12 protein-coding genes and 1 other RNA gene are annotated in these 14,441 nt (G+C 67.9%); 3 read left to right on the forward strand and 10 right to left on the reverse strand.

The annotated features are described in order from the left end of the window. Nucleotides 1–3: 3 nt before the first annotated feature. Entirely contained in the window at nucleotides 4–819 is an 816-nt protein-coding gene (locus tag CQW49_RS06170) for a MipA/OmpV family protein (protein ID WP_003613390.1), read from the reverse strand. A gap of 516 nt (nucleotides 820–1,335) precedes the next feature. On the opposite strand from CQW49_RS06170, the gene CQW49_RS24410 reads away from it, so the two are divergent. Continuing rightward, the gene (locus CQW49_RS24410; protein WP_051418767.1) at nucleotides 1,336–2,190 is read left to right on the forward strand and encodes a hypothetical protein; all 855 of its coding nucleotides are present in this window, start codon (nucleotides 1,336–1,338) and stop codon (nucleotides 2,188–2,190) included. A 50-nt stretch (nucleotides 2,191–2,240) separates the two neighbouring features. Here CQW49_RS24410 and CQW49_RS06185 read toward each other — a convergent pair whose 3' ends face one another. The 8 genes from CQW49_RS06185 to argS form a co-directional block, all read right to left on the reverse strand. Next, nucleotides 2,241–2,819: a 5-formyltetrahydrofolate cyclo-ligase gene (locus CQW49_RS06185; protein WP_003615725.1), complete on the reverse strand. Its 579-nt coding sequence runs from the start codon at nucleotides 2,817–2,819 to the stop codon at nucleotides 2,241–2,243. Nucleotides 2,820–2,846: 27 nt separating this feature from the next. Continuing rightward, a non-coding RNA gene (gene ssrS, locus CQW49_RS06190) (6S RNA) lies at nucleotides 2,847–3,002 on the reverse strand. A gap of 185 nt (nucleotides 3,003–3,187) precedes the next feature. Then, on the reverse strand, nucleotides 3,188–5,728 hold the full coding sequence (locus tag CQW49_RS06195) for a carboxypeptidase-like regulatory domain-containing protein (protein ID WP_003615723.1): 2,541 nt from the start codon (nucleotides 5,726–5,728) through the stop codon (nucleotides 3,188–3,190). A gap of 209 nt (nucleotides 5,729–5,937) precedes the next feature. Continuing rightward, the gene (gene scpB / locus CQW49_RS06200; RefSeq protein WP_003615722.1) at nucleotides 5,938–6,660 is read right to left on the reverse strand and encodes an SMC-Scp complex subunit ScpB; all 723 of its coding nucleotides are present in this window, start codon (nucleotides 6,658–6,660) and stop codon (nucleotides 5,938–5,940) included. A gap of 8 nt (nucleotides 6,661–6,668) precedes the next feature. Then, on the reverse strand, nucleotides 6,669–7,499 hold the full coding sequence (locus tag CQW49_RS06205; RefSeq protein WP_003615720.1) for a segregation and condensation protein A: 831 nt from the start codon (nucleotides 7,497–7,499) through the stop codon (nucleotides 6,669–6,671). Nucleotides 7,500–7,541: 42 nt separating this feature from the next. Then, on the reverse strand, nucleotides 7,542–8,549 hold the full coding sequence (gene nagZ / locus CQW49_RS06210; RefSeq protein ID WP_003615718.1) for a beta-N-acetylhexosaminidase: 1,008 nt from the start codon (nucleotides 8,547–8,549) through the stop codon (nucleotides 7,542–7,544). 6 nt (nucleotides 8,550–8,555) lie between these two features. Further along, nucleotides 8,556–9,869 carry an SPOR domain-containing protein gene (locus CQW49_RS06215; RefSeq protein WP_024749943.1) on the reverse strand — a complete coding sequence of 438 codons (1,314 nt, stop codon included), beginning with the start codon at nucleotides 9,867–9,869 and terminating at the stop codon, nucleotides 8,556–8,558. Between the two features lie 82 nt (nucleotides 9,870–9,951). Next, nucleotides 9,952–11,730: an arginine--tRNA ligase gene (gene argS / locus CQW49_RS06220; protein ID WP_003614152.1), complete on the reverse strand. Its 1,779-nt coding sequence runs from the start codon at nucleotides 11,728–11,730 to the stop codon at nucleotides 9,952–9,954. 405 nt (nucleotides 11,731–12,135) lie between these two features. On the opposite strand from argS, the gene CQW49_RS06225 reads away from it, so the two are divergent. Next, nucleotides 12,136–12,555 carry a hypothetical protein gene (locus tag CQW49_RS06225; protein ID WP_003614151.1) on the forward strand — a complete coding sequence of 140 codons (420 nt, stop codon included), beginning with the start codon at nucleotides 12,136–12,138 and terminating at the stop codon, nucleotides 12,553–12,555. Between the two features lie 383 nt (nucleotides 12,556–12,938). Continuing rightward, nucleotides 12,939–13,907, forward strand: coding sequence for an extracellular catalytic domain type 1 short-chain-length polyhydroxyalkanoate depolymerase (locus CQW49_RS06230; RefSeq protein WP_338065211.1), 969 nt, complete (start codon nucleotides 12,939–12,941; stop codon nucleotides 13,905–13,907). A 65-nt stretch (nucleotides 13,908–13,972) separates the two neighbouring features. On the opposite strand, the gene CQW49_RS06235 is transcribed toward CQW49_RS06230, so the two are convergent. Continuing rightward, the gene (locus tag CQW49_RS06235) at nucleotides 13,973–14,434 is read right to left on the reverse strand and encodes a DUF3617 domain-containing protein (RefSeq protein ID WP_003614148.1); all 462 of its coding nucleotides are present in this window, start codon (nucleotides 14,432–14,434) and stop codon (nucleotides 13,973–13,975) included. Nucleotides 14,435–14,441 lie beyond the last annotated feature (7 nt).

The raw sequence follows: 14,441 nt of genomic DNA on the forward strand, positions 1-14,441 counted from the left end.
CCCTCACCAGGTGAAGCCGCGGATCTCGAAGGATCGCGCGATCGAGAGGCCGGCGGTGAATTGATTGCGCGAGCCGACCTCGTTCGGAATCGGGCTCGAGCCGACGCTGCCGGTGAGCCGCTGCAGCCCGCCATAGAGCGTCGCGTTCATATTCTTGGTGAAATCATAACGGAAGGTGGCGAGCCCGCCCGCCGAGGTGAAGCCGCCGGTCGCCTCATAGGGCGCGAGACGGCCGTTGAGCGTCGCTTCGGCCGGCGTCACCGAGAAATAGGCGTTGGCGTAGCGATTGTCGCCGAGGCTGAGACGCGGCCCGAGCGAGACGGTGGCGCGGCCGTCGCCGCCGAAAACATCGGCGCCGAGCGCGGCGACGAAGCCCTCATGGCCGTCGATCCCCTGCCGCAGCTCCGCGCGCGCGCGAAAATGCTCGCCGGCGCGATATTCGATGAAGCCGCCGATCTCATGTGTGAGCGAGACCGTGTGGACGCCGGTCAGCCCGTCGCGCTGCCCGCGCTTGAAGACGAAATTGGCGACCGGCCCGACGCGCAGTCCCTTGGTGTCGATGAGCGCGAAGCCGAAGCCCTCGTCCGGCGTCGAGAACAGTTCCGGCTCGCCGATCCGGCGAATGTCGATCGCAGGGAATGGATAGGGCCGCAGCCGAGCCGAACCGGGGTAGCTCGGCGTCAGCGCGCCGGTGGCGCGCACGGTCACGATCCAGCCGTCCGGAACCGCGGCGATCGGCGCATCGCCCGCGCGCGCGGCGGCGGAAAGAAGCGAGAGGCCGAAGACGGCGCCGATGGCGTGCGAGCGCGTGAGCGGCAAGAGCGACCCTCCTTCAGCCGGCGTAATCGAGTTTTCACATTTTATCAGTGGTTCGCCCATGGCGCCAAGTGCCGCCGGGTCGGGCGCGAAAACACGAGACAATCGGGCTGAGGACAAGATCCCCGACCTTCGTCCTGAAGGAGCCTGCGCGAAAACGGCCGCCGCGTTGACGGCCCCCGCCGCGGACGCTAAGGTCCCGCTATGCCGCAAGCCGACGATCAACAAGTTTCGGGCCAGTCCCTCTCGACGCCGCCGGCGTATGCCGCCGCAGATATGCGCGACGCCAGGCCATCGAATCCGGCGCCCGCCAGCCCGAGTCCTGCGGCGCCGAATCCCGCGCCCGCGCCGGCCAAACCTGCGCCTGCCCCGGCCGCCGCGCCGAAAGCAGCTGCGCCAACGCCTGCCGCCGCGGCGCCCAAACCCGCCGCTCCCGCGCCCGCCGCCAAATCGGCGCCTGCGCCGAATGCGGCCGCGCCCACCCCTGCCGCCCCCAAGCCCGCGGCGGCAGCGCCCGCCGTGAAGCCGGACGCGGCGCCGAATGCCGCGGCGCCCGCTCCTGCCGCGCCCAAACCTGCCGCGCCGGCGCCCGCCGCCAAGCCAGCGCCGAATGCGGCCGCGCCCAAACCTGCCGCCCCAGCGCCCGCCGCCAAGCCGGACGCCTCGCCGAATGCGGCGACGTCCGCCCCTGCGGCTCCTGCGCCGAAACCCGCGGCGCCAGCCGCCAAACCTGCCCCCGCGGCGAACGCCGAACCGACTGCGGCGGCGCCCAAGCCAGCTGCGCCGGCCAAGCCCCCCGCCGCGCCGGCGCCGAAGCCGGCTGCGCCGGCGGCCGCCGATCCCGCCACGCCGCCGAAGCCCGCCGCCGAGAGCGATCTCGCCGCCAAAGTTGCTGCGCTGAGAGCGGAAAAGGACAAGATCGCCGCGCAAGCGCAGGCGGCGGCCGACACGGCGAAGAAGGAATTGACCGCCGCGCGCGCGCAAATCGCGTCGCTGACCGAGGAGAAGGCGAAGGCCCTCTCGGCCGCCGCCGCGGCGCAGAGCGAGCTCGAAGCGGCGCGCAAGCCGAATGCCGACGGCGCGCAAGCGCAGGAGCATATACGGGTGCTCATGGAAGAGCGGAATCGACTGACGGCCGATTTCGCGCGCATCTCGGCCGCCGCGGAGGCTGTCGCGCATGAGCTCGCCGCCGCTCGCGAGCACATCGCCGGCCTCACCGAGCTGCGCGACCGCTCCGGCGCTGAATCCGCCGAGATCCGGGCCTGGGCCGAAAATGTGCTGGCGCACGCCAACCGGCTGCACGAGCGGCTGCAGCAGCTCGACAAGGAAAGTCTGACGGCCTTCATCCGCCGTCGCTATCTGCGACGCGGCTGAGCTTCCGCCTGTCTGTCGGAATCGCGTGATTCGGGCGCGCCGTCGCCTTCTCAAAAGGCGATCAGCTCCTGCTCGGTGAGCAGAAAGTCGAGCCGCTGATCGTGCGGCTCGGTCGGGACGGCCTCCGCCTCCTGGCAGGCATAGGCGATCCCGATCGCGACGACGCGCTTCTTGGCGCGCAGCTCGGCGAGCGTCGCATCATAAATCCCACCGCCATAGCCGAGTCGGCAGCCATTGCGATCGAAGGCGGCGAGCGGCGAGAAGACGATGTCCGGCTCCAGCGCCGGCTTGTCGTCGGAGGGCTCCGACAGGCCGAACGGGCCTTTGACCAGCGCGTCGCCCGGCGTGAAGGCGCGGAAGACCAGCGGCTGCTTCACCGCCGTCATCACCGGAAGAACCGTCGCGATCTTGGCGTCGGCCAGCGCCTCGAGCAACGGACGGGTGTTGAGCTCGCTGCGGATCGGCCAATAGACGGAGACGACATCTTCCGCGCGCCGCGCCAGCTCGCGCGACAAGGCCAGCGCTCGCGAGGCGACAGCGAGCGCCGCCTCATGAGCTTCAACATGGGTGACGAGGTCGCGACGAGCGAGCGCATGTCGGCGCAAATCGGCTTTCACGTCAACAGTCATGAGGCGCATTGGTCCGGTAATGAAGAGCGCGGGCCGCGTGAGCCGTGGGACATCGATCCCGGGAACCTACAACGTAGGTGGGCGCCGTAGTGACCGAGCCCACGGGCAAGGCCAGGGACAGCTCCCTTGGAGATCGATAAGGCCCCGGGGAATTAAAGTCCGACACGCACCCCGCAGCGCCGCGTGGCTAATCTAGTCCCCTGCGACCGCAAACGCCAGAGGCCGGGGCCGTAAAACAATCTTTCGAGCGCGGCGGCTAGAGCGCTATCCGATCCAATCGGATCGGATAGCGCTCTAGCGTTCTTTCGTTTGAGCGAATTCTCTTCGATCGAACGATTCCGTTCAATCGGAAAGCGCTCGCGTCTGGCTCACGGCGTGTTGGCCAATTGCTTGCGATTGAGCACGATGTGATGACGCAGGTCATTGCCGGCGGCGGGCCGGATCTTGTCGTTCAGCGCAATTCCGCCGTCCACATAAACGATCCCGCCACTGCTGATGATGACGCCATATCGCAGCAGGCCCCACAACCACCCCGATTGAAGTCCGGTCGTGGCCGCGCCGAAAACGGTGCGAACTTCGGCGACGCCCGAGAGCGAGGCGAGCCCGGAAAGCCCGGCTCTCTCCGCATTGGCCCATGCGACGAGGCGAGCGGCCGCCGCGGCGTCGCCGTCCCTGACGCGCTGGGCCAGGGCCGTCAGAGCGAGATAGTTCTTCAGCCCGCTCGACGCGTCGATCGGCGCGAAATGAGCGATGTCGATCGCCACGCCATCCTCATGGCCGGAGCCGCCGAGGCTGCGCCCATGCTCGCCGGAAATATCGTCGACGCGCGACAGCAGGGCGACGTTCGTCTTCAGCCACTCATATCCGCCTTTCGAGACCCAGCCGTCTCCGCCCATCGCGCGCGGACCGTAGCGCGGGACGTCTGACGGCAAGGTCCAGAGCGCATGAACGAGCGGCGAAACGATCTGCAGCGTCTTGGTCGAGCCGCCTACTTTCGCATTGATGGTGAAATAATAGCACATATTGTGCGCGGGCGGCGGCGCGCCGACGATCGGCGACGCGAGCGGATTGTCGCCTCCGAAGGTCACGGGCACGCGGAACATGTCGGTCCCGATGGCGGTCGCCTTCCCCTGGAAAATCTTGGCGCCGGTCGCTACGGCCGTCCCGAAGCCGATCTGCGCCTTCACGGATTCGATGCGCGCGCTAGAGAGATCGTAGGGCGGCTCGATCTTGAAGTCGAAGCCCTTGCGATAGCTGTTCTTCCGGCCTTTTTGAGGAATGCTGAAATAGTCCTTGGTTCCCGGGATCTCCTCATAGATGTCCGCGATCGTGGCCTGCAGAACATCGGACGACGCTCCGAGCGTCGCCTGCACGGTGGTCGGCAGGATGCTGTCTCCGACATTCATGGCGGAGCCGGTCAGAATGAGCGTCGCCCTTCCAGTGCGGGTGAGGGCCGAAACATCGAGCTTCGTCGACACGAGCCCCGTCGAGCTGTCGCAGCGCCACAAGGGATCGAGGCTCACCTGGGAGTTGACGTTGCGTGCGATTTGGAACAGCGGCTTGCCCTGCCCCGAGATCACCGAGAGGTCCCAATTGTCGTTGTATTTGCTCTGCCCGAGGACATAGACTGGATATTCGCGCGACGTGACCGAATAAGTGAGGGTGACGCTCGCCGTGCCCTTGGGAACATCGAGGCTCGCCACGCTGACGACGCGCGCGTCCTGCTGCGCGGAGGTCGCCGAGATCGACACCCCGCCGCCCGCGGCCGGAATCGCCACAGGCGTGGCGCGAGCGCCCGACGCCTTCTCCGCCGCGAGGCGCGTCGCGCGCTCCGCGACATCCGCCGCGCTCGCGCTCGGCACGCCGGGCGACGCGATCGGGATGATCGTGAGCGGCGCTCCTCCGGCCTTATATTCCGACGGACCGAGCAGCCTCAGCCGCGCCTCGACATTGCGATCGATGAAAGCGACGCCGCGGCCGCTATAGAGCGTCGAATTCGACGGCGATTGCGCGGAGAAAGCGACATTGAGGGCGGGAACCGCGTTGAAGGTGAATCGGCCGTTCGGATCCGTCCGCGTCGTGACTGACGCCCCGGTCCCGAGGAAATCGAGCGTGACGAGCACATTGCCCAGCGGGACGCCGGAGTTGGACCCGGGGGGAAGCAAGCTGCCGGAAATTCGCGATCGGCCGATCCAGAGATTCTGCGTCGCGCGCAGCAGCGCGCCATCGGCGTTCAGCGCCTCCACTTTCAGCACATGCCGAGCGTCAGCGTCCAGATATTGCGTCAGATTGACGCCGGCGGGGGCGACGAAGCGCAGCTTCGTTCCGTTCACGATCTCGAAACCGGCCGTGAAATCCAGAATTTCGCCCGAAACGGTGCGCTCGACCGTGACCGAGGTGATTTTCGTGATCGGCCGCGCCTTGCCGGTCGCAGGATCGACGAGGGACGCCGAAAAGTCCGTCGTCGTCAGAGGCACAACCGGAATATTTTCGGACTTCAGCGCCGCAAGAACGACGCTGCCGAGACCTTCCCCGGTCAGCACCACGTCCACGCCTCTGTCCTGCGTCGGATTCTTCACCACGATCTCGACGGCGCCGCCGGCGAGGCCGGGGGCGATCGCCCCGATGAGATGCGTTCCGACCGGCAGAGAGCCGATGACGAACCGCCCGTCGGCGGCGGTGGCCCCGATCTTCTCCCCATCGACATAGACTTGGACGCCGGCCCCGGCGGGGATGGTGGAAGCTTCGAAAGCGGTCCGCACGACGATGCTCGCCTCGGCGGCGCCGGCCGAGGCCAGCAGCGAAATCGACAATGTGAGCAAACGGATCGAGGAAACGACGGATAATAGTCGCCCATCGGAGGCGGGGCGCTCCCCTGCGACTTGGGAGAGGAAGCCTGATATCGACATTCGAACCTCCGAGAAATGCTCGAACGAAAAGCGCTCGTTTCTATCAGGCTGAAGCCGGATCGGCAATGCCCGCGCTCGAGGCGCAACGCCAGCGGAGCCGCGGGATCGGCGCAAAACGCTCGATCATCGGCATTCGCGATCCGAGGCGCGCGTCGCGACGCGACTGCTCTGGTTGCGGCGGGAATCTGTCTTCGGCCGAGCGCGCCGGATCACTCCTCCTCGAGCGCGTCCGGCTGCTCCGGCGCGTCGAGAAACTCCATCTCCAACGCCTCGGCCGCCTCCGCCTCCAGAGGCTCCTCGTCCTCTTTCAGCGCGGCGTCGTCGGAGGGCTGCGGCACGCCGAACCCCTTGGGCAGAGCGCCGTCGAACAGGCCGGCGCCCTTCAGCTCGTCGAGCCCCGGCAGATCGCCGATCTGCTCGAGGCCGAAATGCATCAGGAACGCGTCGGTCGTTCCATAAGTGAGCGGACGGCCGGGGGCGCGGCGGCGGCCGCGCAGGCGCACCCAGCCGGTGTCGAGCAGCACGTCCAGCGTGCCCTTGGCGACGGCGACGCCGCGCACATCCTCGATCTCGGCGCGCGTCACCGGCTGGTGATAAGCGACGATGGCGAGCGTCTCCAGCGCGGCGCGCGACAGCTTCTTCTGCTCCACCTGCGCGCGCGCCAGCACCCAGCTGAGATCGGCGGCCGTGCGGAAGAACCATTTGCGTCCGGCCCGCGTCAGCTGCACGCCGCGCTGCGCGTAGTCCTCGCGCAGCCGCTGCAGCGCCGCCTGCACATCGGCTCCGGCCGGCAGGCGGCGCGCGATCTCCGATTCGTCGAGCGGCTCGCTCGCGGCGAACAGCAGCGCCTCGGCGATGCGCGTCGCCTCGCGCAGCGCCTCCGCGTGCGTCGCCTCGTCGAACAGCTCGATCGGTCTCAGCGCCTGCGCCATTGCTCTCCTCAGCCTCGCGGGCCGCCCTGCTCCAGCTCCGTCGGAACCGGACGCGCCTCGTCCCGGCGTCTCAGCCACAACGGAGCGAAGGGGCGGTCCTGCCGGATCTCGAATCGCCCCTCCCGCACCATCTCGAGCGAGGCCGAGAAGGACGAGGCGCGGACCGTGCGCGCCGTCTGCACATCGACGCAATAGCGCAGGAGATAATCATCGAGCGCGGTCCATTGTGTGGCGATGCCGGCGAATCGCTCCAGCGCCTCGCGCGCCTCGGCCAGCGACCAGACCGTGCGCTGGCGCAGCGTGACCTTGGATTTCGCCTGCTTCTGGCGCTGGCGCGCATAAGCGGTGAGGAGATCGTAGAGGCTCGCCTGATAATTCGACGCGGTGGTGGTCTCGATCCCCTCCGGTCCGCCGCGCAGGAACATGTCGCGGCCGAGACGGGCGCGGTCCTGCAATTTGTCGGAGGCGGCGCGGATCGCCTCCAGCCGGCGAAGCCGATTGGCGAGCGCCGCGGCGAGATCGGCGGCGGAGGGCTCGTCCCCGGATTTCGGCGCCTCGGGCAGCAGCAGGCGAGATTTGAGATAAGCGAGCCAGGCCGCCATCACCAGATAATCGGCGGCGAGCTCCAGCCGCACGCGGCGCGCCGCCTCGATGAAGCCGAGATATTGCTCGGCGAGAGCGAGAATCGAAATGCGGGCGAGATCGACCTTCTGCCGTCGCGCCAGCTCCAGCAGCAGGTCGAGCGGTCCCTCGAAGCCATCGACATCGACGAGGAAGGCGGGATCGGTCGCGGCGCGATCCTCCGCGCCCGCCGTCTCGAATGCCAATTCCTGCGCCATCTCGCTTCACGCCCTCTTCAAAGCAGCGCGAGATTGGTCCGATCAGGCGGTCGCCGCAAGCGCCGCGTCCAATTCGCGGGCGCCGTCCACAGGATCGAAATCCTCGGGAGCCACACGGCGGGCGAGCGCCGCCCGGGCTCGCTCCAGCGCGCGGCCGTCGAGATCGCCTGCCCCCTCGGCGACGGCGCGCGCTTCATCCAGCGCGCCATTGCAATGGAGAACCATGTCGCAGCCGGCGCGGATCGCCGCTTCGGCGCGGTCGCGGAAGCTCCCCGTGAGCGCCTTCATCGAGAGATCGTCGGTCATCAGCAGGCCGTTAAAGCCGATCAGCCCGCGGATGATGTCGCCGATCACCACCGGCGAGAGCGTGCCTGGACGCTCGGGATCGATCGCGGTGTAGACGACATGGGCGGTCATCGCGAGCGGCAGATCGGCGTCGGCGCGAAAGGGCTGAAAATCCCTCTCCTCGAGCTCGGCGCGCGAGGCTTCGACCACCGGCAGCTCCTTGTGGCTATCGGCGCGGGCGCGGCCATGTCCTGGAACATGCTTGATGACCGGCAGAACGCCGCCGGCGAGGAGGCCCTCGGCCGCCGCCCGGCCGAGCCGCGCGATTTCGGCGGGATCGCGGCAGTAGGCGCGGTCGCCGATGACGTCATGGGCGCCGTCGCAGGGCGTGTCGAGCACCGGCAGGCAGTCGACATCGACGCCGACCTCGTGGAGGTCATGGGCGATGAGCCGCGCGCCGAGGCGAACGAGACGCGCCGTCGCCGCGGCGTCGAGGCCGATCCGGGCGAAAGCGGCGGCGGAAGGATAGGCGCGCCAATGCGGCGGCGCCAGCCGCTGCACGCGCCCGCCCTCCTGATCGACGAGGATCGGCGCCTCGGCGCCGAGCTGCTCGCGAATCTCGACGGTCAGCGCCCGCAGCTGCTCGCGCGATTCGACATTGCGCCGGAACAGGATCGCGCCCCAGGGCCGCGCCTCGCGCAGAAAGGCTTTTTCCTCCGCCGAGAGGCTGGTCCCGGCGCAGCCGCTGATGAAAGCGCGCGTCATATCACCTCAATTGCCGGCGACGAAGCAATTGCCGCCCGAGGCCTTGACCTTCTGGCAGACGCCGACCGCCGCCTCGCGGCTCATGCCGGCGGCCCGCACCCGATAAACGGATTTATCGCCCACCTTGGCGAATTGGTAGCCGGGCCGGCGTCCGCCGAGCTGCGCGCCGAATTTGGCGCTGACGTCCTGGATCATCTTGCGCGCCTCCGCCTCGGACCCCGCGGCGCCGAATTGCACGGCGAAGCCGCCGGCGGCGCCCGGTGCGGCTGGGGCGGGCGCCGGCGCTGCGGGCTCGGCCACGGCTGCGGTCTGCGGCGCGACCGGCTTTTCCACTTTCGGCTTGGCGGGCGCGGCGGCGTGCGGCGTCGTCGCCGGCTTCACCGGGCTTTTCGGCGTTGCGGCGCCGGCGTCGGGGACCTGCGCCGGCTTGGCGGCGCCGGGGAGAGCTTGCCGGGCGGCGGGCGCGGGCCGGGCGATGGCCGGCGCCGGCGCGTCGCGCTCGATGACGGTGCCGTCCGGCCGCACCGAGACGGTCTTCACTCGCTTGGGCTCGGCCCCGAAGGGCGAGCCCGCCGGCTCATGCGGCGCGTCGACCGGGCCGTCGCCGAGGCGCACGACCCGCATGGCCGCCGCCGGATCGATCGGCTGTTCCTGATTGGACACGACCTGCCGCACCGGCGCGCTCTGGCTGCGATCGAGAATCGTAGCGCCGGGCTTGGGCGCCGCGGCCTCGGCGACCACATGCGGCTGCACCTTGGCGGGGCCCTCCGGCGCGCGAATGGTGGCGATCTCCTGCGGCGCGACGACGCCGCTGCGATGTCCGAACACGAGGCCGACGCTGACCGCGCCCAGCGTCGCGACGCCGGCGACCGCATGCCAGGGCTTCAGCCGTTCGCGCAATCCGGCGAAGAAGCCCTTCGGCCGCTGCGGCTCCTCCTCGACCATCTCGTCGGGATCATCGCCATAATCGAGATAATCCTGCGCCTCTTCCCGTCCCCACTCGCCATGGGCCGCCAGCGGCTCCTCGGCATGATAGTAGGATTCGGCCTCGGGCTCCGGCGGGAGCGTGCCGCGCAGATCGCCGGGCGCGAACACCGGAGCCTGCGGCGCGGCCGGCGGCTGCTCGGCGCGGCGGCCGGGCTCGGCGGCGAACATGCGCCCATAAGGGTCGGGCTCCGCCTCGGCCCCGCCGTGCAGCAGCCGCGCCAGCTCGGCCAGCGGATCGCCGGCCGGCTTCTGTTCCTTGGGCTCGGAGCCGCGCAGGCGCCGTTCGAACTCGCTGATGTCGATGGAAGGCCCTCGGGCCGTCGCCTCGCGCATGCTGCACCTTCCCGCTCACAACTCGACGAACCCGCGCGCCGACGCGCCGGCCGCAGAGGTCGCCGCGGCCAGACCGCGCGGACTACCGCATCTCGTCGGGAGCGCTCACGCCGAGCAGTCGCGAACCCGACGCCAGGACGCAAGTCAGTGAAGCGACCAATGCGATCCGCGCGCAGGTCGAATTTCTATCATCTGCATTAACAAAGCGTAATTGTGGCCGATCTTTGCCTTTGTTCCAATGGGCGTGGAAGACGCTCGCGAGGTCGTGGAGATAAAAGGCGACGCGATGCGGCTCATGCGCCGCCGCCGCCTGCTCGACGAGGCGGGGAAAATGCGCGATCGCCTTGGCGAGAGCGATCTCGCCCTCGTCGGTCAAGAGCTCGAGCGGCACGCTGGCCAGCGCCGCCGGGGAGACGTCGAGATCGGGGAAAGCGGCGAGCGCCTGACGCACGGCCGATTTAGCGCGCGCATGAGCGTATTGGACATAGAAGACCGGATTGTCCTTCGACTGCTCGATCACCTTGGCGAGATCGAACTCCAGCGGCGCGTCATTCTTGCGATAGAGCATCATGAAGCGCACGGCGTCGACGCCCACTTCGTCGACCACCTCGCGCAGCGTGACGAAATCGCCGGAGCGCTTCGACATTTTCACCGGCTCGCCATTGCGCATCAGCTTGACGAGCTGGCACAGCTTCACATCGAGCTCGACCTTGCCGGCCGAGAGCGCGGCGACGGCGGCGGCCATGCGCTTCACATAGCCGCCGTGATCGGCGCCCCAGACGTCGACCAGCGTCGTGAAACCGCGGTCGATCTTGGATTTGTGATAGGCGATATCGGCGGCGAAATAAGTGTTCGCGCCATCCGATTTCTTCAGCGGCCGGTCGATGTCGTCGCCGAAATCGGTGGAGCGGAACAAGGTCTGCTCGCGGTCCTCCCAATCATCGGGCAATTGCCCCTTGGGCGGCGGCAAACGTCCGTCATAGACGAGGCCGCGCGCGCGCAGCTCGTCGATCTCCTTGTCGATCTGCGAGACGCCGTTGACTTTCGCATGCAGCGTGCGCTCGGAGAAGAAGACCTCGTGGCGAATGTCGAGCGCGGCGAGATCGTCGCGGATCATCTCCATCATCGCGTCGATGGCGGCGCGCTTGACCGGCTCCAGCCATTCGGCTTCGGGCTTGTCGAGAAGAGCGCGGCCATGCGCTTTCGCGATGGCTTCGCCTGCGACCTTCAGATAGTCGCCGGGATAGAGACCCTCGGGTATCTCGATCGTCTCGCCGAGCGCTTCGCGATAGCGCAGAAAAGCCGAGCGCGCGAGCACGTCGACCTGCGCGCCGGCGTCATTGATGTAATATTCGCGCGTCACATCGGCGCCGGCGAAGGCCAGCAGATTGGCGAGCGCGTCGCCGAAGACGGCGCCGCGGCCGTGGCCGACATGCATCGGCCCGGTCGGATTGGCCGAGACATATTCGACATTGATGCGACCTGCGAGCGCGCCGCGTCCGTGCGGGCGGCCGTAGGCGTCGCCCTCGGCGAGCACGGAGCGCAGCACATCGGCATAGACCGAGGGCTTCAGGCGGATATTGATGAAGCCCGGTCCGGCGACCTCGGCCTCCGCGACATTCGGCTCGTTCACGAGCGCGGCGGCGATCTCGACCGCGAGCTGGCGCGGATTGGGGAAGTGCGGCTTGGCCTCCTTGGCGAAGACCATGGCGACATTGGTCGCGAGATCGCCGTGAGCGGCGTCCTTGGGCGGCTCCACGACGAAGCGCGAGGCGTCGAGCGTCTCCGGCAGACGGCCGGAAGCTTTGATGCGTTCGAGAATGGCGGCGATGATCGCGTGGAAGTCGGAGAAAATGTTCATTTCGGGTCCCGGCCGAAGGGCTTCGAGCCGCGCGGTTTAGCAGACACGCGCGCAGAAAGCACCTTCGAGGGCGAGAAGGTACAGGGCAATCGGGTGAACGACTATATCCCTGACCCTCGTCCTGAGGAGCCCGCGAAGCGGGCGTCTCGAAGGACGGCAACGGGGAGAAACCTTAAGATTTCGCCCCACGACTGCCCTTCGAGACGCCGCGTGCGGCGGCTCCTCAGGACGAGGGTTGGGGATCTTATCCTTCGCCCGATTGCCCTGCGAGAGCGCAGTGGGTCCGTTCGACTTTCGGCTGAGCCGCAAGCTGCTGTCGAGAACACGCTCGAGGGCGATTCGCGCCTCTTGCAATCGAGCCATCTCCATCCACATACCATCCATCTGGATGATACGAGGGCGGCTATGGCGGGAGAGATACACCGACTGCGCGACAAGGCGGGCGAAACCGAGAAAATCACGATCAACGTCGGATTCGTCGACCTCGGCCATATCGATTTGCTGGTGCAAGAGGGCTTCTACTCCAACCGCTCCGATTTTATCCGGACGGCGATCCGAAACCAGATCGCCACGCACGCGGACGCCGTCAAGCAATCCATCGTGCGGCACACGCTCGAGCTCGGCTTGCGGCGCTACAGCCGCGAAGATCTCGAAGCCGTGAAGGCTGCGGGCGGCAGGCTGCGCATCCAGGTCATCGGGCTCGCGACAATCGCGGAAGACGTCACGCCTGAGCTCGCGCTCGCGACCATCGAGTCGATCACTGTCCTCGGCGCTCTTCAGGCCAGCAAAGCCGTCAAGGCGGCGCTCTCAGATCGCATCGCGTGATCGACCGGGCGCTGCTTTTCCAGGAGGATGCAAACATGAAAACGGTCTTTCGCGCCGCCATCCGTCGAGCCATGCAGCTCACGCGTGAGCAAAATGTCGTCGAGGCGACGCGGGTGATCCAGCGCGCTCTATCGGGACGAGATCAGGCGGTTTCACCGGGCGGACAATCGCCCGAAACGGGTCGAGCGTCGGTGCTGCGAACCGGCGAGCTTTCGAGAGCGTTCGAAACGCCCCGGCAAGACGCCAGAATCGCCGGCCCTCGCTCGAGCGACGCCGCAGCGGAACGACGTCCCACCCCCCGCGTGAGAAGGCCGCTGGGAGAGGTCCTGAAACTGTTGCGTCAGGCCGATCTTCCGCGCTTCGGCCTCGACTCGGCGCCGTTCGTGAAAGCGCGTAGATCGCCGACGGCGCCTGTGCCGGATGGGGCGGCCTATCTCACGCGAAGCTTCGCCTGCGCGGCCGGCTCGCGGGACTATAAGGTCTATGTCCCGAGCCGCGCCGATGGCCGGAAGCGTCCCTTGATCGTCATGCTCCACGGCTGCGCTCAAGACCCCGACGACTTCGCGGTGGGAACAGGCATGAACCGCCTCGCGGAAGAACATGGCTTCATCGTCGTCTATCCGAGACAAACGATGAAGGCCAATCAATCGGCATGCTGGAACTGGTTCAATCTCGCGGATCAGATGCGCGATGCGGGGGAGCCGAGCATCATCGCCGGCATCACCCGCGCCGTGATCGCGCAGTTCGATATCGACGCCGAGCGGGTCTATGTGGCGGGCCTTTCGGCAGGCGGCGCGATGGCCGCGGTCATGGGCGCCACCTATCCCGATCTCTACGCCGCAACGGGCATTCATTCCGGTCTCGCCTATGGGGTCGCCACCGACTTGATTTCCGCATATGCCGCCATGCGCGGCGACGCGGGTCGAGCAACGCCGGCGCGAAGGAACGGTCATCGCAAAACGGCGACTGGCGGCGTTCGCACCATCGTCTTTCACGGCGCCGCCGACCAGAAGGTGCATTGTTCCAACGCCGAGATGATCCTTGCGGAAGCTCGCGTCGGTCTCCGCGACCCGCAGGAGACGCAGCATGACGGCTCTGCGGGAGGCCGCGCCTACACGCGCACCCGTGATCGCGGACGCGAGCGGCGTTCCCCACATCGAATGCTGGTCCATCGACGGCTTGGGACACGCCTGGTCCGGAGGCGACCCCGAAGGTTCATACACGGATCGGCAGGGGCCCGACGCCTCACGCGAAATGCTGCGGTTCTTCTCGACGAGCCCCGCCGCGCCGCCGCGGACGAGTTGATTTTGCGGGAAGGTCCGCAATCGGCGCGTTGCGGGATTTCGAGCTGAGCGAGAGCGCGGATCATGGCCGCAGATGCGAGCCTGAAGGCGCGCGGTCCAGGGGACGCGCTCGCTTATCGCGAGTCCTGTGGCGACGCGTCTTTCGGGCAATCGGGGCCGAGGTATTTGGCGTCGATGGTGAAGCCCGAGCCTGGCGCCGCGGTTCCATCGGCGCGGGTGAAGGTCGTCTTGGCCTGGGCCCGATACCAGCTCGAGAAATCGCCGGTGAACAACAGGCTCGTCACATCGCGCCCGCCCGCACGAGGGCACGACAGAGTGACGATCCATTGATCCTGCGCCGGCTCGATGGTCGGCGGCTCGCATGTCGCGTCGGTCGCGCCGATGAGGCTGTCGCCGGCCTCGATGCAGACGTCATGAGTCGCGAGGCCGACCTCGGGCGATACAGTGGAAATGCGCCAGAGGCCCGGCCGGCGCTGCGGCAGGTCGGGCGTCTGCGCGCTCGCGCCGGCGCCGATAAGCGAGAACGTCGCGACGGCGAGCGCGAGGCGGCGCAGCCGATCTCGAAACCTGTCCATGCCGCTT

The sequence above is a fragment of the Methylosinus trichosporium OB3b genome, assembly GCF_002752655.1.
Taxonomy (GTDB): domain Bacteria; phylum Pseudomonadota; class Alphaproteobacteria; order Rhizobiales; family Beijerinckiaceae; genus Methylosinus; species Methylosinus trichosporium.